21 protein-coding genes and 1 other annotated feature are annotated in these 22284 nt (G+C 56.0%); of the genes, 15 read left to right on the top strand and 6 right to left on the bottom strand.

From position 1 onward, the window contains the following. Positions 1–96 precede the first annotated feature (96 nt). The 4 genes from deoC to deoD all read left to right on the top strand — a co-directional run bounded on the left by deoC (position 97) and on the right by deoD (position 4454). A complete protein-coding gene (gene deoC, locus AC236I_RS21455) occupies positions 97–876 on the top strand; it encodes a deoxyribose-phosphate aldolase (protein ID WP_004857657.1) in 780 nt (259 codons plus the stop codon). 156 nt (positions 877–1032) lie between these two features. Then, complete coding sequence (deoA, locus tag AC236I_RS21450) at positions 1033–2355, top strand: thymidine phosphorylase (protein WP_004857659.1); 1323 nt, start codon at positions 1033–1035, stop codon at positions 2353–2355. Between the two features lie 52 nt (positions 2356–2407). Continuing rightward, complete coding sequence (deoB, locus tag AC236I_RS21445) at positions 2408–3631, top strand: phosphopentomutase (RefSeq protein WP_004857660.1); 1224 nt, start codon at positions 2408–2410, stop codon at positions 3629–3631. A 103-nt stretch (positions 3632–3734) separates the two neighbouring features. Further along, positions 3735–4454, top strand: a complete 720-nt coding sequence (gene deoD / locus AC236I_RS21440) for a purine-nucleoside phosphorylase (RefSeq protein WP_004857662.1) — start codon at positions 3735–3737, stop codon at positions 4452–4454. 167 nt (positions 4455–4621) lie between these two features. Here deoD and lplA read toward each other — a convergent pair whose 3' ends face one another. Continuing rightward, positions 4622–5638 carry a lipoate--protein ligase gene (lplA, locus tag AC236I_RS21435; RefSeq protein WP_004857664.1) on the bottom strand — a complete coding sequence of 339 codons (1017 nt, stop codon included), beginning with the start codon at positions 5636–5638 and terminating at the stop codon, positions 4622–4624. A 17-nt stretch (positions 5639–5655) separates the two neighbouring features. After that, positions 5656–6291, bottom strand: coding sequence for a YtjB family periplasmic protein (locus AC236I_RS21430; RefSeq protein ID WP_004857667.1), 636 nt, complete (start codon positions 6289–6291; stop codon positions 5656–5658). A 103-nt stretch (positions 6292–6394) separates the two neighbouring features. Between AC236I_RS21430 and serB the strand changes: the two genes are divergently transcribed. The 3 genes from serB (at position 6395) to nadR (ending at position 10137) form a co-directional block, all read left to right on the top strand. Next, positions 6395–7366 carry a phosphoserine phosphatase gene (serB, locus tag AC236I_RS21425; protein WP_004857669.1) on the top strand — a complete coding sequence of 324 codons (972 nt, stop codon included), beginning with the start codon at positions 6395–6397 and terminating at the stop codon, positions 7364–7366. 10 nt (positions 7367–7376) lie between these two features. Continuing rightward, positions 7377–8759 (top strand): DNA repair protein RadA, encoded by a 1383-nt coding sequence (radA, locus tag AC236I_RS21420; protein WP_004857671.1) that lies wholly within the window; start codon positions 7377–7379, stop codon positions 8757–8759. A gap of 145 nt (positions 8760–8904) precedes the next feature. Then, complete coding sequence (gene nadR, locus AC236I_RS21415) at positions 8905–10137, top strand: multifunctional transcriptional regulator/nicotinamide-nucleotide adenylyltransferase/ribosylnicotinamide kinase NadR (RefSeq protein WP_004857673.1); 1233 nt, start codon at positions 8905–8907, stop codon at positions 10135–10137. A 68-nt stretch (positions 10138–10205) separates the two neighbouring features. Here nadR and ettA read toward each other — a convergent pair whose 3' ends face one another. Continuing rightward, positions 10206–11873 (bottom strand): energy-dependent translational throttle protein EttA, encoded by a 1668-nt coding sequence (gene ettA, locus AC236I_RS21410; protein ID WP_004857675.1) that lies wholly within the window; start codon positions 11871–11873, stop codon positions 10206–10208. A gap of 233 nt (positions 11874–12106) precedes the next feature. Here ettA and sltY point away from each other — a divergent pair, with 233 nt between their 5' ends. Together sltY and trpR are read left to right on the top strand one after the other, a co-directional pair. Continuing rightward, positions 12107–14044 (top strand): murein transglycosylase, encoded by a 1938-nt coding sequence (gene sltY / locus AC236I_RS21405; protein ID WP_004857677.1) that lies wholly within the window; start codon positions 12107–12109, stop codon positions 14042–14044. 153 nt (positions 14045–14197) lie between these two features. Further along, positions 14198–14524 (top strand): trp operon repressor, encoded by a 327-nt coding sequence (gene trpR, locus AC236I_RS21400; RefSeq protein WP_015585187.1) that lies wholly within the window; start codon positions 14198–14200, stop codon positions 14522–14524. Here the strand turns inward: trpR and yjjX are convergent. Next, positions 14511–15026, bottom strand: coding sequence for an inosine/xanthosine triphosphatase (yjjX, locus tag AC236I_RS21395; protein WP_004857681.1), 516 nt, complete (start codon positions 15024–15026; stop codon positions 14511–14513). The two genes, trpR and yjjX, sit on opposite strands and share 14 nt — an antisense overlap. Before the next feature lie 113 nt (positions 15027–15139). Here yjjX and gpmB point away from each other — a divergent pair, with 113 nt between their 5' ends. Then, positions 15140–15787: a 2,3-diphosphoglycerate-dependent phosphoglycerate mutase GpmB gene (gene gpmB / locus AC236I_RS21390; RefSeq protein ID WP_004857683.1), complete on the top strand. Its 648-nt coding sequence runs from the start codon at positions 15140–15142 to the stop codon at positions 15785–15787. Here the strand turns inward: gpmB and robA are convergent. Continuing rightward, positions 15784–16653: an MDR efflux pump AcrAB transcriptional activator RobA gene (gene robA, locus AC236I_RS21385; RefSeq protein WP_004857685.1), complete on the bottom strand. Its 870-nt coding sequence runs from the start codon at positions 16651–16653 to the stop codon at positions 15784–15786. The two genes, gpmB and robA, sit on opposite strands and share 4 nt — an antisense overlap. Before the next feature lie 209 nt (positions 16654–16862). Between robA and creA the strand changes: the two genes are divergently transcribed. After that, a complete protein-coding gene (creA, locus tag AC236I_RS21380) occupies positions 16863–17336 on the top strand; it encodes a protein CreA (protein WP_004857687.1) in 474 nt (157 codons plus the stop codon). 86 nt (positions 17337–17422) lie between these two features. On the opposite strand, the gene arcA is transcribed toward creA, so the two are convergent. Next, the gene (gene arcA, locus AC236I_RS21375; protein ID WP_002887843.1) at positions 17423–18139 is read right to left on the bottom strand and encodes a two-component system response regulator ArcA; all 717 of its coding nucleotides are present in this window, start codon (positions 18137–18139) and stop codon (positions 17423–17425) included. A 95-nt stretch (positions 18140–18234) separates the two neighbouring features. On the opposite strand from arcA, the gene yjjY reads away from it, so the two are divergent. The 4 genes from yjjY (at position 18235) to thrA (ending at position 22283) form a co-directional block, all read left to right on the top strand. Then, positions 18235–18375 (top strand): YjjY family protein, encoded by a 141-nt coding sequence (gene yjjY / locus AC236I_RS21370; RefSeq protein ID WP_049268126.1) that lies wholly within the window; start codon positions 18235–18237, stop codon positions 18373–18375. A 396-nt stretch (positions 18376–18771) separates the two neighbouring features. Further along, positions 18772–19458: a tRNA/rRNA methyltransferase gene (locus tag AC236I_RS21365; RefSeq protein WP_004857688.1), complete on the top strand. Its 687-nt coding sequence runs from the start codon at positions 18772–18774 to the stop codon at positions 19456–19458. Between the two features lie 212 nt (positions 19459–19670). After that, positions 19671–19739, top strand: coding sequence for a thr operon leader peptide (gene thrL / locus AC236I_RS21360; protein WP_071824685.1), 69 nt, complete (start codon positions 19671–19673; stop codon positions 19737–19739). Next, positions 19678–19795 (top strand) — a sequence feature (Thr leader region). Its footprint overlaps the gene before it by 62 nt. Positions 19796–19820: 25 nt before the next feature. Beyond that, positions 19821–22283: a bifunctional aspartate kinase/homoserine dehydrogenase I gene (thrA, locus tag AC236I_RS21355; protein ID WP_004857691.1), complete on the top strand. Its 2463-nt coding sequence runs from the start codon at positions 19821–19823 to the stop codon at positions 22281–22283. Position 22284 lies beyond the last annotated feature (1 nt).

Below are 22284 nucleotides of genomic sequence, written 5' to 3'. Positions count from 1 at the left end.
GAATGTCGAAGTGTAACGGCGAGGTGATGTTACAATAGTAACAGACTCGCAAGGTGAACAAACTATTGAACCGGCAATAAGCCGTCGGAGTGTAAAATGACTGATTTATCTGCAAGCAGCCTGCGCGCGTTGAAACTGATGGACCTGACCACGCTGAATGACGATGACACCAATGAAAAGGTGATCGCTCTGTGCCATCAGGCAAAAACGCCGGTAGGGAATACAGCGGCTATCTGCATCTATCCGCGCTTTATCCCGATCGCGCGTAAAACGCTGAACGCGCAAGGCACCCCGGATATCCGTATCGCCACGGTCACCAACTTCCCGCATGGTAACGATGATATCGATATCGCGCTGGCGGAAACCCGTGCGGCTATCGCTTATGGCGCGGACGAAGTTGACGTGGTATTCCCGTACCGCGCGCTGATCGCGGGTAACGAGCAGGTCGGATTCGATCTGGTGAAGGCCTGTAAAGAGGCTTGCGCGGCGGCCAACGTGCTGTTGAAAGTGATCATCGAAACCGGTGAGCTGAAAGAAGAAGCGTTAATTCGTAAAGCTTCTGAAATTTCTATTAAAGCCGGGGCGGATTTCATCAAAACCTCGACCGGTAAAGTCCCGGTAAACGCGACGCCGGAAAGCGCACGTATCATGCTGGAAGTGATCCGCGATATGGGCGTACAGAAAACCGTTGGCTTTAAGCCTGCGGGCGGCGTCCGCAGCGCTGAAGATGCGCAGCAGTTCCTGGCCATTGCCGATGAACTGTTCGGTGCCGACTGGGCGGATTCTCGCCACTATCGTTTCGGCGCATCCAGCCTGCTGGCAAGCCTGCTGAAAGCGCTGGGGCACGGCGACGGTAAGAGCGCCAGCAGCTACTAAGGCGTCACGGTGACAAAACCGTAGCCCGGATGAGGCGCAGCTGCGCCGACGCCGGGAGATTCCCGGCGTCGCGACGCTCGGCCGGGCTACAGGATCTTAGCGCGGGCGCAGATAACGCCGCCCGCCGAATTTGACCTTATTCCTCAGGGGGTTACCTTGTTTCTCGCACAAGAAATTATTCGTAAAAAACGTGACGGCCATGCGCTGAGCGATGACGAAATTCGCTTTTTCATCAACGGGATCCGTGATAACACCGTTTCTGAAGGGCAGATCGCGGCGCTGGCGATGACCATCTTTTTCCACGATATGTCTATGCCAGAACGCGTCTCGTTAACCATGGCAATGCGGGATTCAGGAACCGTTCTGGACTGGAAAAGCCTCAATCTGAACGGCCCGATTGTCGATAAACACTCTACCGGCGGCGTGGGCGATGTGACTTCGCTGATGCTTGGCCCGATGGTTGCCGCCTGCGGCGGCTATGTGCCGATGATCTCCGGGCGCGGCCTCGGTCATACCGGCGGCACCCTCGACAAACTGGAAGCCATTCCGGGTTTCGATATTTTCCCGGATGACGCCCGTTTCCGCGGCATTATTAAAGATGTTGGCGTCGCCATCATCGGGCAGACCAGTTCGCTGGCCCCTGCCGACAAACGTTTCTATGCCACCCGCGATATTACCGCGACGGTGGATTCCATCCCGCTCATCACCGCCTCGATTCTGGCGAAAAAACTGGCGGAAGGCCTGGATGCGCTGGTGATGGACGTTAAAGTAGGCAGCGGCGCCTTTATGCCGACCTACGAACTCTCCGCAGCGCTTGCCGAAGCGATCGTTGGCGTTTCCAACGGTGCCGGCGTGCGGACTACCGCGCTGCTGACCGATATGAACCAGGTGCTGGCATCCAGCGCCGGGAACGCCGTCGAAGTCCGTGAAGCGGTTCGCTTCCTGACCGGCGAATACCGCAATCCGCGTCTGTTTGATGTGACCATGGCGCTGTGCGTGGAAATGCTGATTTCCGGCAAGCTGGCCCAGGATGACGCCGACGCACGGGCGAAACTGCAGGCGGTGCTGGATAACGGCAAAGCGGCGGAACTCTTTGGCCGCATGGTTGCCGCCCAAAAAGGGCCGACCGATTTCGTCGAGAACTACGATAACTATCTGCCTACCGCGATGCTGAGCAAAGCGGTCTACGCTGATGGTGAAGGATTTGTCGCTGAAATGGACACCCGGGCGCTGGGTATGGCGGTGGTGTCGATGGGCGGCGGTCGTCGCCAGGCGTCCGATCCGATTGACTATAGCGTCGGCTTTACCGACATGGCGCGCCTGGGTGACAGCGTTGACGGACAGCGTCCGCTCGCGGTTATCCATGCTAAAGACGAAGCCAGCTGGCAGGAAGCGGCGAAAGCCGTCAAAGCGGCAATTAAACTGGACGATAAGGCGCCGAAAGAAACCCCGACGGTCTATCGCCGAATCACCGAATAACGGTATACTGATCTGATCGCTTTTTTGCAGCGCAAAAGGTACGGAGAATAATATGAAACGTGCATTTATTATGGTGCTGGACTCTTTCGGCATCGGTGCGACTGAAGATGCCGCTCGCTTTGGCGACGTCGGCTCAGACACTATGGGCCACATTGCTGAAGCCTGCGCTAAGGGCGAGGCTGACCATGGTCGCAAAGGCCCGCTGAATCTGCCTAATCTGACCCGTCTGGGGCTGGTCAAAGCTCACGAGGGCTCGACCGGCAAAATCGCTGCCGGGATGGACGCCAGTGCGGACGTCATTGGCGCATACGCCTGGGCGCATGAGCTCTCTTCCGGTAAAGATACGCCGTCCGGCCACTGGGAAATCGCCGGTGTACCGGTTCTGTTCGAATGGGGCTACTTCAGTGACCATCAGAACAGCTTCCCGCAGGAGCTGCTGGATAAACTGGTTAAACGTGCAAACCTGCCGGGCTATCTCGGTAACTGTCACTCCTCCGGGACGGTGATTCTGGATGAGCTTGGCGAAGAACATATGAAAACCGGCAAGCCGATTTTCTATACCTCCGCTGACTCCGTGTTCCAGATTGCCTGCCACGAAGAGACTTTTGGTCTGGATAAACTCTACGAGCTGTGCGAAATCGCCCGTGAGGAACTGACTGAAGGTGGCTACAACATTGGCCGCGTTATCGCGCGTCCGTTCGTGGGTGATAAACCGGGCCACTTCCAGCGTACCGGCAACCGTCACGATCTGGCCGTTGAACCGCCTGCGCCGACCGTGTTGCAAAAGCTGGTTGACGAGAAAGGCGGCCACGTGGTTTCCGTTGGGAAAATCGCAGACATCTATGCCAACTGCGGGATCACCAAAAAGGTGAAAGCGACCGGCCTCGATGCACTGTTTGACGCGACCATCAAAGAGATGAAAGAAGCGGGTGATAAGACCATCGTCTTCACTAACTTCGTGGACTTCGACTCTTCCTGGGGCCACCGTCGCGATATCGCCGGTTATGCGGCGGGTCTGGAACTGTTTGACCGTCGTCTACCGGAGCTGATGGAGCTGGTGGGTGAAGATGACATTCTGATCCTGACCGCTGACCACGGCTGTGACCCGAGCTGGCAGGGTACTGACCATACGCGTGAGCACATCCCGGTACTGGTCTACGGCCCGAAAGTTAAACCGGGCTCGCTGGGCCACCGTGAAACCTTCGCCGATATCGGCCAGACCCTGGCGAAATACTTTGGTACGTCCGACATGGAATATGGCAAGGCCATGTTCTAAGGTCATTGCCCGGTGGCGCTATGCTGACCGGGCCTACGGTTTTGTAGGCCGGGCAAGGCGCAGGCGCCGCCCGGCAAAAACAACAATATAAAAGGAACTGAAGATGGCAACTCCTCATATTAATGCAGAAATGGGTGATTTCGCTGACGTCGTGTTGATGCCGGGCGACCCGCTGCGCGCGAAGCACATCGCGGAAACTTTCCTTGAAGACGTGCGTGAAGTGAACAACGTGCGCGGCATGCTGGGCTTTACCGGTACCTATAAAGGCCGCAAGATCTCCGTCATGGGCCACGGTATGGGTATCCCGTCCTGCTCCATCTACACCAAAGAGCTGATCACCGATTTCGGCGTGAAGAAGATTATTCGCGTGGGCTCCTGCGGTGCGGTACGTGCTGATGTGAAACTGCGTGATGTGGTGATTGGCATGGGCGCGTGCACCGACTCCAAAGTCAACCGTCTGCGCTTTAAAGATCATGATTTCGCCGCTATCGCTGACTTCGGCATGGTGCGTAACGCGGTTGATGCTGCAAAAGCGCTGGGCGTTGATGCCCGCGTCGGTAACATCTTCTCCGCAGACCTGTTCTATACCCCGGATCCGTCCATGTTCGACGTGATGGAAAAATACGGCATCCTGGGCGTGGAAATGGAAGCCGCCGGTATCTACGGCGTAGCCGCGGAGTTCGGGGCGAAAGCGCTGACTATCTGCACCGTTTCCGATCATATTCGCACGCATGAACAGACGACTGCGGCTGAGCGTCAGACGACGTTCAACGATATGATCAAAATCGCGCTGGAATCCGTTCTGCTGGGCGATAAAGAGTAAAAGTTGTATGGCTATTGCCCGGTGGCGCTGCGCTTACCGGGCCTGGCAAACCGCGTAGAATCTGTAGGCCGGATAGGGCGTAACCGCTATTCTCGTGCTTACCGGGCCAACAAAATGGTGCCGAATCTGTAGGCCGGATAAGGCGTAGCCGCCATCCGGCTTTTTTATCAGCGCACCGCGCCGGCAATCCACCCCGACAGCTCCCGCAGCTCTTTCTCCTGCTCCGGGAAATCCACTATTAATGCTTCACACGCCTGCTGCAGCACGTCAGCCCGATACGGGCAGCCCTGCAATCGCGTAGCCAGCGCTTCCAGCGGTGCCGGATTGAGACTATCGGTAAAGACCTGCGTACGGGTGATATGGCCTTTCTCAACGTCGAAGTGCAGCTCAACCCCACCCCAGACAAAGCGCTCATCCAGCAGGTGGGAGAAGGCCGGCGCCTGACCAAAATTCCATGCCCAGCTGCTCTGGCGGGCGAAGGTCTCGGCAAAGTTCGGCAGATCCGGCGTCTTATCGGGCGAAATCACTTCCGCGGCGACGCGCTCGCCGTAGTAGGCGAAAAAGGCCTCTTCAATCGCCGAGCAGACCTGCTGGTGCGTAATACCCGGCAGCAGCTCAACCAGATTGGCCACCCGGCCGCGCACCGAGGTGATACCTTTCGCCTGCAGCTTCTTTTTATCCGGGTTGAGATAGTTTGCCAGACGACTTAAATCGGCATTCAACAGCAGCGTGCCGTGGTGAAAACCGCGATCAAGGGTTTCGCGATAGGCTGAGCCGGAGATTTTACGATCGCCTTCAGCTGTTTTGACGACCAGGTCATTGCGCCCGGAGGCTTCAGCCGCGACGCCCAGCGCCGCCAGCGCAGCCAGCACAATCCGGGTGGAGACGGTTTTATCGTACTCGGGTTTACCCGCCATGAAAGTAAAGCAGGTATTGCCGAGATCGTGGAATACCGCGCCGCCGCCGCTGCTGCGGCGGGCCAGACGCACGTTGTCCTCCTCCATCCGGCGGGTGTTGCACTCTTTCCACGGGTTTTGCGCCCGGCCAATGACCACCGTGTCGGCATTGCGCCACAGAAACAGCACGCGCTGGGTGGCGGGCATCTGGCGGAAAATACACTCTTCAACCGCGAGGTTGAACCAGGGATCCGTGGAGTCTGAGAGCAGCAGGCGTAGCGTCGACATCAGCGATTTCCTTATTCTTATTCATCTTTGTCTTCGTCCTGCACCGGCTTATTGGCAGTGAGCAGGAAGGGCGATTGCTGCCAGCGGGTGCGCTTGCCCTGCAGCAGCGTGCGGGTCAGCACCACGCCGATGGCCAGCGACAGCAGTAGCATCAGACGTAAAATATTGGTGGTATTATCCACCTGTTTCGCCTCGGTGGCTAACGTATGGGTATCCAGCGTCAGACGCAGGTAGCCCAGCGGCCCGTTTTTACCCTGAATCGGCTCCACGATCTGCTGATTGAAGTAACCCCCCGCTTTTTTGCCGTCCAGCGCCAGCCTGTCGCGCACGTTGACCCCTTCGCCCGAGCGGGCGACCAGATCGCCCTGGTCATCATAGACTCCGGCATCAAGGACCCGGCTCTGGCGGGTGAGCAGCTCCAGCAGCTCACCGATCCGTTTTTCATCAGGGGTCTCGCTGCGCATCATTGGCGCCAGATTCAGCGTAACCTGCTGCGCAAGGGTGCGAGCCAGTTCTTCTAACTGTGGATTACGTTGCTTTTGGCTGTTCTGGCTGAACCACGACGCTCCCTGCATCAGGGCAACGAGAAGCGCGAGGCAGATAAGAACAATGACGGCGCGATGCAGTCGGAATTTCAGTTTTGCGCGTACCATATTCCACCTTTAATATTTACAGCTTAATGTTGCCAGAAGCGCTGGTTACAAGGTAGCCTCATGCGTTATTTTCCTGGCCTGAATAAAGAAATGTGGAGCCGTAATGCCAAACAGTTTGACCTGGTGCGATCTGCCCGAAGATGTTTCCCTGTGGCCTGGATTACCGCTTTCGCTGAGCGGTGATGAGGTCATGCCGCTGGATTACCATGCCGGACGCAGCGGCTGGCTGCTCTACGGACGCGGCCTTGATAAACGCCGGCTGACCGCCTGGCAGCGTGAGCTGGGTGCCGCGCTGGTTATCGTTGCCTCCTGGGTTGTCGAAGATTATCAGGTTATTCGTCTGGCGGGCTCTCTGACGCTGCGGGCAACCCGGCTGGCGCACGAAGCGGGGCTGGATGTCGCCCCGCTGGGGAAAATTCCGCATCTGCGTACGCCTGGGCTGCTGGTGATGGATATGGACTCCACGGCGATTCAAATCGAGTGCATTGACGAAATCGCCAAACTGGCCGGAACCGGCGAAATGGTGTCGGAAGTGACCGAACGTGCGATGCGCGGCGAGCTGGATTTCACCGCCAGCCTGCGTCAGCGGGTGGCGACATTGAAAGATGCCGATGCCAATATTTTGCTGCAGGTGCGCGAATCGCTCCCGCTGATGCCGGGGCTGGCGCAGCTGGTGCTGAAGCTGGAGACGCTGGGCTGGAAAGTCGCGATTGCCTCCGGCGGATTCACCTTCTTCGCCGAATACCTGCGCGACAAGCTGCATCTTGACGCCGTGGTCGCTAATGAGCTGGAGATTATGGACGGCAAGCTGACCGGGAACGTCATCGGCGATATTGTCGATGCCAAATATAAAGCCGCCACGCTGAGAAAACTGGCGGAAAAATATGCAATCCCGCCGGCGCAGACCGTGGCGATCGGCGATGGCGCCAACGATCTACCGATGATCAAAGCGGCGGGGCTGGGGATCGCGTATCATGCTAAGCCAAAAGTGAATGAACAGGCGGAAGTGACAATCCGTCACGCTGATCTGATGGGCGTCTTCTGTATTCTCTCAGGCAGCATGAATCAAAAGTAAGAGGTAACACGTGGCGAAAGCTCCAAAACGCGCATTTGTCTGTAATGAATGTGGTGCGGATTACCCGCGCTGGCAGGGGCAGTGCAGCGCCTGTCATGCCTGGAATACCATCACCGAGGTGCGTATTGCCGCTTCGCCGCAGGTGGCGAGAAACGAGCGTCTGACGGGCTATGCCGGGAATGCCGGTGCGTCGAAGGTACAAAAACTGTCGGAGATTAGCCTCGAGGCGCTACCGCGTTTCTCCACCGGTTTTAAAGAGTTTGACCGCGTGCTCGGCGGTGGCGTGGTGCCGGGCAGCGCAATTCTGATTGGCGGCAGTCCGGGGGCGGGTAAATCGACGCTGCTGCTGCAGACGCTGTGCCGACTGTCGGAAAACATGAAAACGCTGTACGTCACCGGGGAAGAGTCGTTGCAGCAGGTAGCGATGCGCGCTCACCGCCTGGGGTTGCCGACCGCTAATCTCAATATGCTCTCCGAGACCAGCATTGAACAAATCTGCCAGATAGCCGATGACGAAAAGCCGCAGCTGATGGTTATCGACTCGATCCAGGTGATGCATATGGCTGACGTTCAGTCGTCGCCGGGCAGCGTCGCCCAGGTACGCGAAACGGCGGCCTATCTGACGCGTTTTGCGAAAACGCGCGATGTAGCGATCATCATGGTAGGTCATGTGACCAAAGATGGCTCGCTGGCCGGGCCGAAGGTGCTGGAGCACTGTATTGACTGCTCGGTGCTGCTGGATGGCGATGCCGATTCTCGCTTTCGTACCCTGCGCAGCCATAAAAACCGCTTTGGCGCGGTGAATGAGCTGGGGGTGTTCGCGATGACCGAGCAGGGGCTGCGTGAAATCAGCAACCCTTCGGCGATTTTTCTCAGCCGCGGCGATGAAGTGACTTCCGGCAGCTCGGTGATGGTGGTCTGGGAGGGCACTCGTCCTCTGCTGGTGGAGATTCAGGCGCTGGTCGACCATTCAATGATGTCTAACCCGCGTCGCGTTGCGGTAGGGCTGGAGCAGAACCGTCTGGCGATTCTGCTGGCGGTTCTGCACCGTCACGGCGGTCTGCAGATGGCCGATCAGGATGTTTTTGTTAACGTCGTCGGCGGGGTGAAGGTGGCGGAAACCAGCGCTGACCTGGCGCTGCTGCTGGCCATGGTTTCCAGCCTGCGCGATCGTCCGCTGCCGCACGATCTGGTGGTATTTGGTGAAGTGGGGCTGTCCGGCGAAATCCGCCCGGTGCCCAGCGGCCAGGAGCGCATCTCCGAGGCGGCGAAACATGGTTTTCGTCGCGCCATCGTCCCGGCGGCCAACGTGCCGAAAAAAGCACCAGAAGGGATGCAAATCTTTGGTGTGAAAAAGCTTTCAGACGCGCTAAGCGTGTTTGACGACTTATAATTAAATACCCGCCGCCTGTCCGGCGGCAGAGGGGCTGGCTGCGTGGGTCCGTATGAACGACTGAGTTGCCTCGGTTCATCGTGCTTCGTCCGTCTGCCGGCCGCAACAGGGTATTTCTTCAGTTTTGCTAAAGCAGGAGGCTCTTGTGTCATCTTTCGACTATCTCAAAACCGCGATTAAGCAAAAGGGCTGTACGCTGCAACAGGTCGCGGAAGCCAGCGGAATGACCAAAGGCTATTTGAGCCAGCTGCTGAATGCCAAAATCAAAAGCCCAAGCGCGCAGAAGCTGGAAGCCCTGCACCGTTTTCTTGGCCTGGAATTCCCGCGTCGGCAAAAGAGCGTCGGCGTGGTATTTGGTAAGTTCTATCCGCTGCACACCGGGCATATCTATCTGATTCAGCGCGCCTGTAGCCAGGTGGATGAGCTGCATATCATCATGGGTTACGACGATACGCGCGATCGTCAGCTGTTTGAAGACAGCGCGATGTCGCAACAGCCGACGGTATCCGATCGTCTGCGCTGGCTGCTGCAAACCTTCAAATATCAGAAAAATATCCGTATCCATGCGTTTAATGAAGAGGGGATGGAACCTTATCCCCACGGCTGGGACGTCTGGAGCCGCGGGATCCGCGCATTTATGAGCGATAAAGGGATCCAGCCGAACTGGATCTACACCTCGGAAGAGGCCGATGCGCAGCAATATCGGCAGCATCTGGCGATCGAAACCGTGCTGATCGATCCGAAACGCACCTTTATGAGCATCAGCGGCGGGCAGATCCGTGAAAACCCGTTCCGCTACTGGGAGTACATCCCGACGGAAGTGAAACCGTTCTTTGTACGTACGGTGGCGATTCTGGGCGGCGAATCGAGCGGGAAATCGACGCTGGTCAATAAGCTCGCGAATATCTTTAACACCACCAGCGCCTGGGAGTATGGTCGCGATTACGTCTTCTCGCACCTCGGCGGCGATGAGATGGCGCTGCAGTATTCCGACTATGACAAAATTGCGCTTGGCCACGCGCAGTATATTGATTTCGCGGTTAAATATGCCAATAAGGTGGCGTTTATCGACACCGATTTCGTCAGCACCCAGGCATTTTGCCTGAAGTATGAAGGGCGCGAGCACCCCTTCGTTCAGGCGCTGATCGACGAGTACCGTTTTGACCTGGTGATTCTGCTGGAGAACAATACGCCGTGGGTTGCCGACGGCTTACGTAGCCTCGGTAGCTCGGTGGATCGCAAGGAGTTCCAGACGCTGCTGGTGTCGCTGCTCAAAGAGAATGAGATCGACTTTGTGCATGTGAAAGAGTCGGATTACGACACGCGCTTTCTGCGCTGCGTTGATCTGGTCAAGCAGCTGATGGGTGAACCGGGCTAACTACTGCCTGGAGAGTTCTGGCGCGCGCTGAGCATAAAAAAACGGGTGGCCTGGGCCACCCGTTTTTATTACTTCGCAATACGCTTGTACTTGATTCGCTTTGGCTCCAGCGCATCGGCGCCGAGGGTGCGTTTCTTATACTCTTCGTACTCGGTGAAGTTACCTTCGAAGAATTCGACTTTACCTTCATCCTGGTAATCCAGAATGTGGGTCGCGATACGGTCGAGGAACCAACGGTCGTGCGAGATAACCATCGCGCAGCCCGGGAACTCCAGCAGGGCGTTTTCTAACGCGCGCAGGGTTTCGATATCCAGGTCGTTGGTCGGTTCATCGAGCAGCAGCACGTTACCGCCAACCTGCAGCAGCTTCGCGAGGTGCAGACGACCGCGCTCACCGCCGGAGAGTTCGCCCACGCGTTTACCCTGGTCGACGCCTTTAAAGTTAAAGCGACCGACGTAGGCGCGGCTAGGCATTTCGGTGTTGCCGATCTTCATGATATCCAGCCCGCCGGAGACTTCTTCCCAGACGGTTTTGCTGTTATCCATCGCGTCGCGGAACTGATCGACGGAAGCCAGCTTCACGGTTTCACCCAGGGTGATGGAACCGGCATCAGGCTGTTCCTGACCGGACATCATGCGGAACAGGGTCGATTTACCGGCGCCGTTAGGGCCGATAATCCCGACGATTGCCCCTTTCGGTACCGAGAAGGTCAGATCGTCAATCAGCACGCGGTCGCCGTAAGACTTACGCAGGTTGCTGACTTCAACAACTTTATCTCCCAGACGGGCTCCAGGCGGAATAAACAGTTCGTTGGTTTCGTTACGCTTCTGATATTCGACGTTATTAAGCTCTTCAAAGCGCGCCAGACGGGCCTTGCCCTTAGACTGACGGCCTTTCGCGCCCTGGCGTACCCACTCCAGCTCTTTCTCGATGGATTTACGGCGCGCCGCTTCCTGAGAGGCTTCCTGCGCCAGACGCTGATCTTTCTGCTCCAGCCAGGAGGAGTAGTTCCCTTCCCACGGAATCCCTTCGCCGCGGTCCAGTTCGAGGATCCAGCCAGCCACGTTATCGAGGAAGTAACGGTCGTGGGTAATCGCCACGACGGTCCCTTCGAAGTCATGCAGGAAGCGTTCCAGCCAGGCCACGGATTCAGCATCCAGGTGGTTGGTCGGTTCGTCGAGCAGCAGCATGTCTGGTTTTTCCAGCAGCAGGCGGCACAGCGCCACGCGGCGGCGTTCGCCACCGGACAGGTTCGCGATTTTCGCCTCCCAGTCCGGCAGACGCAGGGCATCGGCCGCACGTTCCAGCTGCACGTTCAGGTTATGACCGTCGTGAGCCTGAATGATCTCTTCAAACTTGCCCTGCTGCGCCGCGAGTTTATCGAAGTCGGCATCTGGCTCAGCGTATTTGGCATACACCTCATCCAGGCCTTTCAGCGCGTTAACCACTTCGGCTACCGCTTCTTCTACCGACTCACGTACGGTCTGCTCCGGGTTGAGCTGCGGCTCCTGCGGCAGATAGCCAATTTTCAGGCCAGGCTGCGGACGGGCTTCGCCTTCGATGTCGGTATCGATGCCGGCCATAATACGTAACAGGGTAGATTTACCGGCACCGTTAAGACCGAGAACGCCGATCTTCGCGCCAGGGAAGAAGCTCAGGGAGATATTTTTCAAAATATGACGTTTCGGCGGAACCACTTTGCCGACACGATGCATGGTATAAACGAATTGAGCCACGGTGGACTTCGCCTCTTTTATTTTGATGAATAGTTTTCAAAGGCGAAGTGTAGCCTTTTTCACGCGTTAAGCCCAGAGAGGCGATGGGATTCACAGAAGAGTAAAAAAATGTCCAGGACGTGGCACGTTTGGCGTTGTCTGGTTAGCATATCTATAGCGACACCGGGACATTTAAAAAGCGGCATGATGCTGCTCTGATGTAGTGAGATGTACTTTTAACAGAGGAAGAGCTTGTGGAAAAAGCCAAAACGATGGCATGGCGTCTTCTGGCGGCCAGCGTGAGTCTGCTGACGCTCAGCCAGTTGGCACATGCGGATTCACTGGATGAACAGCGCAGCCGCTACGCTCAAATTAAGCAGGCATGGGATAGCCGACAGATGTCCGTTGTCGAACAGCTTATGCCAACGCTGACCACCTATCCGCTGTACCCCTACCTTCAGTACCGGCAGATCACCGACGATCTGATGAACCAGCCGGCGCTGGTGGTGAAAAACTTCATTGAAGCGAACCCGACGCTGCCGCCGGCGCGCACCCTGAAATCGCGCTTTGTTAACGAGCTGGCGCGCCGTACCGACTGGAGCGGACTGCTGGCGTTCAGCCCGGAAAAACCCACCAGCACCGAAGCGCAATGTAATTACTACTACGCGAAGCTGAGCGTGGGCCAGGCGCAGGAAGCCTGGGACGGCGCGAAAGCGCTGTGGCTGACCGGTAAAAGCCAGCCTAATGCCTGCGACGCGCTGTTTAGCGCCTGGCGTTCTTCCGGCAAGCAGGATCCGTTGGCATATCTTGAGCGTATTCGCCTGGCAATGAAGGCGGGTAACACCGGTCTGGTCAGCGTGCTGGCCCAGCAGATGCCGCCTGAATACCAGACGATTTCGTCAGCGGTTGTGGCGCTGGCAAACGATCCGAATACCGTCATGACCTTTGCCCGTACTACTGGCGCGACGGACTTTACCCGCCAGATGGCGGCGGTGGCCTTCGCCAGCGTGGCGCGCCAGGACGTCGAAAACGCCCGGCTGATGATTCCGTCATTGGTGCAGGCACAGAAGCTGAATGAAGATCAAACCCAGGAGCTGCGGGATATCGTTGCCTGGCGCCTGATGGGCAACGATGTGACCGAAGAGCAGGCCGTCTGGCGCGATGACGCTATTATGCGTTCGCAATCCACCGCGCTAGTAGAGCGCCGGGTGCGAATGGCGCTGGGCGCCGGGGATCGCCACGGGTTGAATACCTGGCTGGCCCGCCTGCCGATGGAGGCGAAAGAGAAAGATGAGTGGCGCTATTGGCAGGCGGATCTGCTGCTGGAGCGCGGGCGCGATGACGAAGCAAAAGCGATTCTCCGTTCGTTGATGCAGCAGCGTGGTTTCTACCCGATGATTGCCGCCCAGCGTCTGGGAGAGGATTTCACCTTCCGGATCGATAAAGCGCCAGAGAATCTCGATCCTGCGCTGACCTCCGGGCCGGAAATGGCTCGGGTACGCGAGCTGATGTACTGGAATATGGACAACACCGCCCGCAGCGAATGGGCAAATCTGGTGACCAGCCGGACGAAAGAGCAGCAGGCGCAGCTGGCGCGCTATGCCTTCAACCAGCACTGGTGGGATCTCAGCGTACAGGCAACCATCGCCGGGAAGCTGTGGGATCAGCTGGAGGAACGTTTCCCGCTGGCCTACAACGATCTCTTCGCGCGTTATATCAGCGGCAAAGCCATTCCGCAGAGCTATGCGATGGCGATTGCTCGCCAGGAGAGCGCGTGGAACCCGAAAGTCCGTTCTCCGGTTGGCGCCAGCGGCCTGATGCAAATCATGCCGGGTACGGCGACCCATACGGTGAGTATGTTCAGTATCCCAGGCTACAGCAGTCCGTCGCAACTGCTGGATCCCGAGACCAATATCAATATTGGCACTAGCTATCTGCAGTATGTATACCAGCAGTTTGGCAATAACCGCATTTATGCTTCCGCGGCCTACAACGCCGGTCCGGGGCGGGTGCGAACCTGGCAGGGTAATAGCGCCGGGCGCATCGATGCGGTGGCGTTTATCGAGAGTATTCCGTTCTCGGAAACGCGGGGTTATGTGAAGAACGTACTCTCCTACGATGCCTATTACCGTTACTTTATGGGACAGAAAGCGTCGATGCTGAGCGATGCGGAGTGGCAGCAGCGTTACTGATGCTCAGCAGATTACGCGTGACAAAACGGGCTGAACGCCGCGCTGTTACGCGAAAGCCATAGAGTATTGACCGGAGTATGTTATGCTTTGTACTCGTTAATGAGTACATCCGACAGGCGGCCTTGGTCGCCTGTCTCAACATGGCGGCGTAACATGACCCAACAATCCCCTTATTCAGCGGCTGTAGCCGAACAGCGTCATCAGGAATGGCTTCGCTTTGTGGCGTTACTCCAGCAGGCGTACGCCGACGATCTGCATCTGCCATTGCTGCAATTAATGCTGACGCCCGACGAGCGCGAGGCGCTGGGCACGCGCGTACGGATTATTGAAGAGTTGCTGCGTGGCGAGATGAGCCAGCGCGAGCTGAAAAGCGAGCTCGGCGCCGGAATTGCCACCATTACCCGTGGCTCTAACAGTCTGAAATCAGCGCCACCCGAGCTACGACAGTGGCTGGAGCAGGCGCTGCTTAACGGTAAATAAGGTTATGGAACGGGCTTAATGCCAGTACTACCGCCTGGTGGTAGACGCTGCTGCGCGTGAGCTTCCCGGCGGTAAAGACGCCGATAGCCCCTTCTTTACGACCAATTTCATCGATGCCGGTATGTTGTGACATCACCGGCCCTAGTGCTTCCCCGGCACGCACTTTTTCCAGAATCACCGCCGGCAGCGGCAGCGTCGCCGAGCGCGCTTCGCCGCGCTGATGACGATCCTCGATCACTACCCAGCTAAAGGTGCTGCCCTCATCGATCCCGGCTTCAATGGCCACCCAGAAGTCAGCATTTGGCTGCACGGCGCGCGCATTGGCGACCCTGTTTCGTGCGCCAGCACGCGTTTCCTCGTTACCAAACGGTTGTTCCGGCACACCACTCTCGACGGAGATGGACTCAATGTGGCAGGATCCTTCGCCGAAGATCTCGTTAAAAGCCTGTAGAATTGCCTGAATTTTGGCGGGATTAGTGGTAGCTGAGACAACATGGTGCATAATCAAACAACTCAGAATAAATTTACGTCATCGCAGTATACTCCAAATCGTTTTCGTTGCAGCGCGCGACGCCGGCAACCGAAATTGTGAAGAGCACAGAACGGAAAAATAGCATGTTACAGGTACACCTTGTTCGCCATGGCGAAACGCAGTGGAACGCCGAGCGGCGCATTCAGGGCCAGTCAGACAGCCCGTTAACCCCTCACGGCGAGCGCCAGGCCTGGCAGGTCGGCGAACGCGCCAGAACGTTAGGCATTACGCATATCATTGCCAGCGATTTGGGGCGTACGCGCCGGACGGCAGAGATTATCGCGGAAGCCTGCGGTTGCGATGTCATCCTTGATTCACGGCTGCGTGAGCTGGATATGGGGGTTCTTGAGAAACGTCATATCGACTCGTTAAGCGAGGAAGAAGAAGAGTGGCGTCGCCGGTTGGTTGATGGGACCCCGGACGGCCGTATCCCGCAGGGGGAGTCGATGCTGGAGCTGAGCGAGCGTATGCACGCGGCGCTGGCGTCCTGCCTGGAACTGCCTGCCGGAAGCCGGCCGCTGCTGGTGAGTCACGGTATTGCGCTGGGCTGTCTGGTCAGTACGATTCTGGGGCTGCCGGCACACGCGGAACGCCGCCTGCGTCTGCGTAACTGCTCAATTTCTCGCGTTGATTATCAGCAGAGTCTGTGGCTGGCATCGGGCTGGGTCGTGGAAACCGCGGGGGATGTGTCGCATCTTGACGCCCCCGCGATGGATGAACTGCAGCGTTAACGACGAATCGGGATCAGGTATTCGCAACGCAGCTGAATCGGCGTTTCTTGATCCCGGCTTTCATCCTCAGGGAAGAAGCGTTCGATATCCAGACCCTTGCGGCGGGTAAGGTTCAGCATTGGCATGCAGGTGCCATACACCGTCAGGATAAACTCCTGCAGTCCGCTTCCTAACCCTTCATAAGTGAACATCACATACTCGCCGCCTTCCAGAATTATCGGATGGGAGTTGTGCAGGTGGCCGTTGGCCATCTCCGGCGTCAGCGCAGTGGTGTAGAAGACCTCTTGCTCGTCATCTTTCTCGAGACTAGGACGCGGTTCATGCAGACCGTACAGCGTAGGCGGAATCGACGGTGAATTGCCGAGGAAATCACGCCAGAACTGAACGCGCATCTGGTTACGGAAGTCGGAGATCTCCTCCAGCTTGCAGGTGTAACTCTGAGTGATGCCAATCAGCTGGGTATTGCTCAGGGTGACAAACTCATGCTGCGGCATTGTGAATTCACCCAGGCGCAGCGGGGGACGCATCCCGTAAGAGCTCCAGTCAGGAGAGCGGCGGTACAGCGCCGGCGTTAACGAAAACTGCTTTTTAAACGCGCGGGTGAAGGTCTGCTGCGAGTCGAAACGATACTGTAGCGCAATGTCGAGAATCGGGCGGGCGGTCAGGCGCAGGGCGACCGCTGATTTGGATAAACGGCGAGCGCGAATATAGGCACCGATGGCTTGGCCGGTCACGTCTTTAAACATTCTTTGCAAATGCCACTTGGAATAACCCGCCTTGGCTGCCACATTATCTAGTGAGAGCGGTTGATCCAGGTGACCTTCCAGCCAGCTAAGGAGATCGCGAATAATCCCTGCTTGATCCATAAAATGTCCTCATCCTTAAACTCAGGTGCCTGCTACTAAGGTAGCGGATAATAGCATTTTTTGATGTTTTAGCATTCAGTGTTTTTTTTGCTTATAAATGCGATTTGTCAGCAAGTTTTTTAGCTGTTTTGGTAACGCTGTGATCTATAAACCTTTTCCGCTGAGTCTATAATCATCACTTAGCAAAATTTTAAGAAAATGGTAACAATATGAAATACAAGAGGTTAGTTGCGGGGCTGCTTTTACTGGCGGGATGTCAGGTTGCGCAGGCGGAACAAATTGGCTCCGTCGATACCGTATTCAAATTCTTTGGTCCGGATCATAAAATCGTCGTTGAGGCTTTCGACGATCCGGATGTTCAGAACGTAACGTGCTATATCAGCCGGGCGAAAACCGGCGGGATTAAGGGCGGTCTGGGTCTGGCGGAAGATACGTCAGATGCGGCAATTTCTTGCCAGCAGGTAGGGCCGATCGAACTGAACGATAAAATCAAAAACGGTAAGTCGCAGGGCGACGTGGTTTTCCAGAAACGTACTTCGCTGGTGTTTAAAAAGCTGCAGGTGGTCCGTTTTTACGATAGCAAACGTAATGCGCTGATCTACCTCAGCTATTCGGATAAAGTCGTTGACGGTTCGCCGAAGAATGCGCTCAGCGCCGTGCCTATCATGCCGTGGAATAAATAACGCGGCGCATCGTGGCATCTGATTCGCACATAAAAAAACGGCGCATTAAGCGCCGTTTTTACGTTGCGGGAGCAGGAAAACGAATGTTATTCCTGCAGGTCACCGCAGAAGCGATAACCTTCGCCGTGAATCGTGGCGATGATTTCCGGCGTATCCGGAGTAGATTCGAAATGCTTACGAATGCGACGGATGGTCACGTCAACGGTACGGTCGTGCGGCTTAAGCTCACGGCCGGTCATTTTCTTCAGCAGTTCAGCACGTGACTGGATCTTGCCCGGGTTCTCGCAGAAGTGCAGCATCGCGCGGAATTCACTGCGCGGCAGCTTGTACTGCTCACCATTTGGGCTGACCAGCGAACGGCTATTGATATCCAGTTCCCAGCCGTTGAACTTGTAGCTTTCTACGCTGCGACGCTCTTCGCTCACGGTACCCAGATTCATGGTACGGGAGAGGAGGTTGCGTGCGCGAATAGTCAGTTCACGAGGGTTGAACGGTTTAGTGATATAGTCATCAGCGCCGATTTCGAGGCCCAGAATCTTATCAACTTCGTTATCGCGGCCGGTAAGGAACATCAGCGCGACGTCAGCCTGTTCACGCAGTTCACGCGCTAACAGGAGACCATTTTTACCTGGCAGGTTGATATCCATGATCACCAGGTTGATATCATTTTCAGACAGGATCTGATGCATTTCCGCGCCATCGGTCGCTTCGAACACATCATAACCTTCTGCTTCGAAAATACTTTTTAACGTGTTGCGTGTTACCAACTCGTCTTCAACGATAAGAATGTGCGGGGTCTGCATGTTTGCTACCTAAATTGCCAACTAAATCGAAACAGGAAGTACCAAAGTCCCTGACCTGCCTGGTACATGTCGCAAATTAACATGCCCGGCGTAACATGACTAAAGTACGTAATTGCGTTCTTGATGCACTTTCCATCAACGTCAACAACATCATTAGCTTGGTCGTGGGTACTTTCCCTCTGGACCCGACGGTGTCAAAAACGGCTGTCATCCTAACCATTTTAACAGCAATATAACAGGCTAAGAGAGGCTGAACACCCCATAAAACTACGCTTCGTTGACATATATCAAATTCAATTGTAGCACGTTAACAGTCTTGTGAAATCATTGCATTAAAATGCTATTTATAGTCACAAATCTTACACAGCTCAAATGGTTGCGCTGGTAAATTGATAAACATGTTGAATCCAATGACCGTTCAGCGCGGTTGCGACAAATATCATTGGCAAACATATGGATAAATGCGTTCTGTTAACATACTCCGTCCCGTGGTTCGTTGGAAACAGTTTAGGCTTTTTTATGGGTAATAACGCGCAATTTTAGTGATTTTTGTTGCAAATTTGTAAATTTTCGCCGCGTAAAATGGGGATGCTTTTCATTTTCGCCGCGTGAGAGAGTAGAAGAGAGCCACCATGCACGTATCTATTGTATTAGTCGCCCCGGCCAGGGCAGAAAACGTTGGCGCGGCGGCACGCGCGATGAAAACAATGGGTTTTCGCGACCTGCGTATCGTTGACAGCGATGCCCACCTTCAGCCTGCGGCGCGTTGGGTTGCGCATGGATCCGGAGATATTCTCGATAACATAAGCACTTATCCAACGCTGGAACAGGCGCTGCATGACGTTGACTTTACCGTTGCGACAACGGCCCGCAGCCGGGCGCGCTTCCATTACTACGCCACGCCGCAGCAGCTGCTGCCGCTGATGGCGGAGAAAGCCGGGTGGATGAACCATGCGGCGCTGGTATTTGGTCGGGAAGATTCCGGGCTGACTAACGAAGAGCTGGCCTTGGCTGATGTGCTGACCGGCGTGCCGATGGTGGCCGACTATCCTTCGCTTAACTTAGGGCAGTCGGTGATGGTTTATTGCTATCAATTGAGCGCGTTGGTTCAGCAGACGTCGGCCGTTTCTGCCGGCGTCGATGAAAATCAGCTGCAGGCATTACGTCTGCGGGCGCTCGATTTATTGACCCGACTGGGCGTGGCTGAAGACCTCAAACTGACCGACTGGCTCCAGCAGCGAATTGGGCTTTTAGAGCAGCGAGACACCGCAATGTTGCACCGATTACTACACGATATTGAAAAAAACCTGCCAGAGTAAAATTCTGCTATAAGTTTTAAATATGGTTATATCTGCCAGTATCAAGCGCCGCGTATCGCAAATTCAGGTGAATTGTCAGGTCATTGTGGCGCATTGGCCCGCTGCAGCGTAGCGGGTGAAATGTAAAAATTCGTTGACTTAAACCGGCAGATACTTTAACCAATATAGGCACAGGACACAGACAGATAAAAATTACAGAGTACACAACATCCATGAAACGCATCAGCATGATGACAACCATTATCACCATCACCATTACCACAGGTAACGGTGCGGGCTGACGCGTACAGGAAACACAGAAAAAAGCCCGCACCTGAACAGTGCGGGCTTTTTTTTCGACAAAAAATCTAGGGGTAACAACCATGCGCGTGTTGAAGTTCGGCGGTACATCAGTGGCAAATGCAGAACGTTTTCTGCGGGTTGCCGATATTCTGGAGAGCAATGCCAGGCAGGGGCAGGTAGCAACCGTCCTGTCTGCCCCGGCGAAAATTACCAACCATCTGGTTGCGATGATTGAAAAAACCATCGGCGGCCAGGACGCGCTCACCAATATCTCCGACGCTGAACGCATTTTTGCTGAACTGCTGCAGGGCCTCGCCGACGCGCAACCGGGGTTCCCGCTGGCACAGCTGAAAGCCGTTGTCGCGCAAGAGTTTGCCCAGATTAAACACGTGCTGCACGGTATCAGCCTGCTTGGTCAGTGCCCGGATAGCGTCAACGCCGCGCTGATTTGCCGCGGTGAGAAGCTATCTATCGCCGTCATGGCGGGCCTGCTGGAAGCTCGCGGGCACAAAGTTAGCGTGATAAATCCCGTCGAAAAACTGCTGGCCGTTGGCCATTACCTCGAATCCACTGTCGATATCGCTGAATCGACTCGCCGCATTACCGCCAGCCAAATTCCGGCCGACCATATGGTGCTGATGGCCGGGTTTACCGCCGGGAACGAAAAAGGGGAGCTGGTGGTGCTGGGACGCAATGGCTCAGACTACTCTGCTGCCGTGCTGGCCGCCTGCCTGCGCGCCGACTGTTGTGAAATCTGGACCGACGTCGATGGGGTATATACCTGCGACCCGCGTCAGGTTCCCGATGCGCGTCTGCTGAAGTCGATGTCATATCAGGAAGCGATGGAGCTCTCCTACTTCGGGGCGAAAGTTCTGCATCCGCGCACCATTGCTCCTATCGCTCAGTTCCAGATTCCCTGCCTGATCAAGAATACCGGTAATCCACAGGCGCCAGGCACGCTGATCGGCGCCAGCCTTGATGAAGACGGTCTGCCGGTCAAAGGCATTTCTAACCTCAATAATATGGCGATGTTTAACGTCTCCGGTCCGGGGATGAAAGGCATGGTCGGTATGGCCGCCCGCGTGTTTGCCACCATGTCCCGCGCCGGAATTTCAGTCGTGCTGATTACCCAGTCGTCATCGGAATACAGCATCAGTTTCTGCGTCCCGCAGAGCGACTGTGCACGCGCAAAACGGGTGATGGAAGATGAGTTCTATCTGGAGCTGAAAGAGGGCCAGCTGGAGCCGCTGTCGATCATGGATCGTCTGGCGATCATCTCCGTGGTGGGAGACGGTATGCGTACGCTGCGCGGGATCTCGGCGAAGTTCTTCGCCGCGCTGGCCCGCGCTAATATCAATATCGTGGCGATTGCCCAGGGCTCTTCCGAGCGTTCTATTTCCGTGGTGGTCAGCAATGATGATGCGACCACCGGAGTACGCGTAACTCACCAGATGCTGTTCAACACCGATCAGGTGATTGAGGTCTTTGTTATCGGCGTCGGCGGCGTCGGCGGCGCGCTGATTGAACAGATCAAGCGTCAGCAGGGCTGGCTGAAGAACAAACATATCGACCTGCGCGTCTGCGGCGTGGCTAATTCACAGGCCTTGCTGACTAACGTGCACGGGCTGAATCTCGAGAACTGGCGCGCGGAGCTGGCCGAAGCGAAAGAGTCGCTGAACCTGGGCCGCCTGATTCGTCTGGTCAAAGAGTACCATTTGCTGAACCCGGTTATCGTCGACTGTACCTCCAGTCAGGCGGTCGCCGATCAGTACGCCGATTTCCTGCGCGAGGGTTTCCACGTGGTGACGCCGAACAAAAAGGCCAATACCTCCTCGCTGGATTACTACCATCAGCTGCGCCATGCCGCCAGCAGCTCGCGACGCAAATTCCTCTACGACACCAACGTTGGCGCCGGTCTGCCGGTAATTGAAAACCTGCAAAACCTGCTCAACGCTGGCGATGAGCTGCTGCACTTCTCCGGTATTCTTTCCGGATCTCTGTCGTTTATTTTCGGTAAGCTGGATGAGGGCATGAATCTCTCCGAGGCAACAACGCTGGCGCGCGAGATGGGGTATACCGAACCGGATCCGCGAGACGATCTTTCAGGCGTCGATGTTGCGCGCAAGCTGCTGATTCTGGCTCGTGAAACCGGCCGTGAGCTGGAGCTGTCTGATATTGTCGTCGAACCGGTACTGCCTGCACAATTTGATGCCAGCGGCGACGTTGAGAGCTTTATGGCACGCTTGCCTTCGCTGGATAACGAGTTTGCTTCCCGGGTTGCCCAGGCTCGTGATGAAGGTAAAGTCTTGCGTTACGTCGGTAACATCGAAGAGGATGGAACCTGTCGCGTGAAAATTGCCGCCGTTGACGGTAACGATCCGCTGTTCAAAGTGAAAAATGGTGAAAACGCCCTGGCCTTTTACAGCCATTATTATCAGCCGCTGCCGCTGGTGCTACGCGGCTATGGTGCAGGTAACGACGTTACGGCGGCCGGTGTGTTTGCTGACCTGTTGCGCACCCTGTCATGGAAGTTAGGAGTTTAAG

This window comes from Klebsiella sp. Sb-30 (assembly GCF_057652795.1).
The sequence above is the reverse complement of the archived record's forward strand: the minus strand, read 5'-3'. Positions and strand labels throughout refer to the sequence as shown.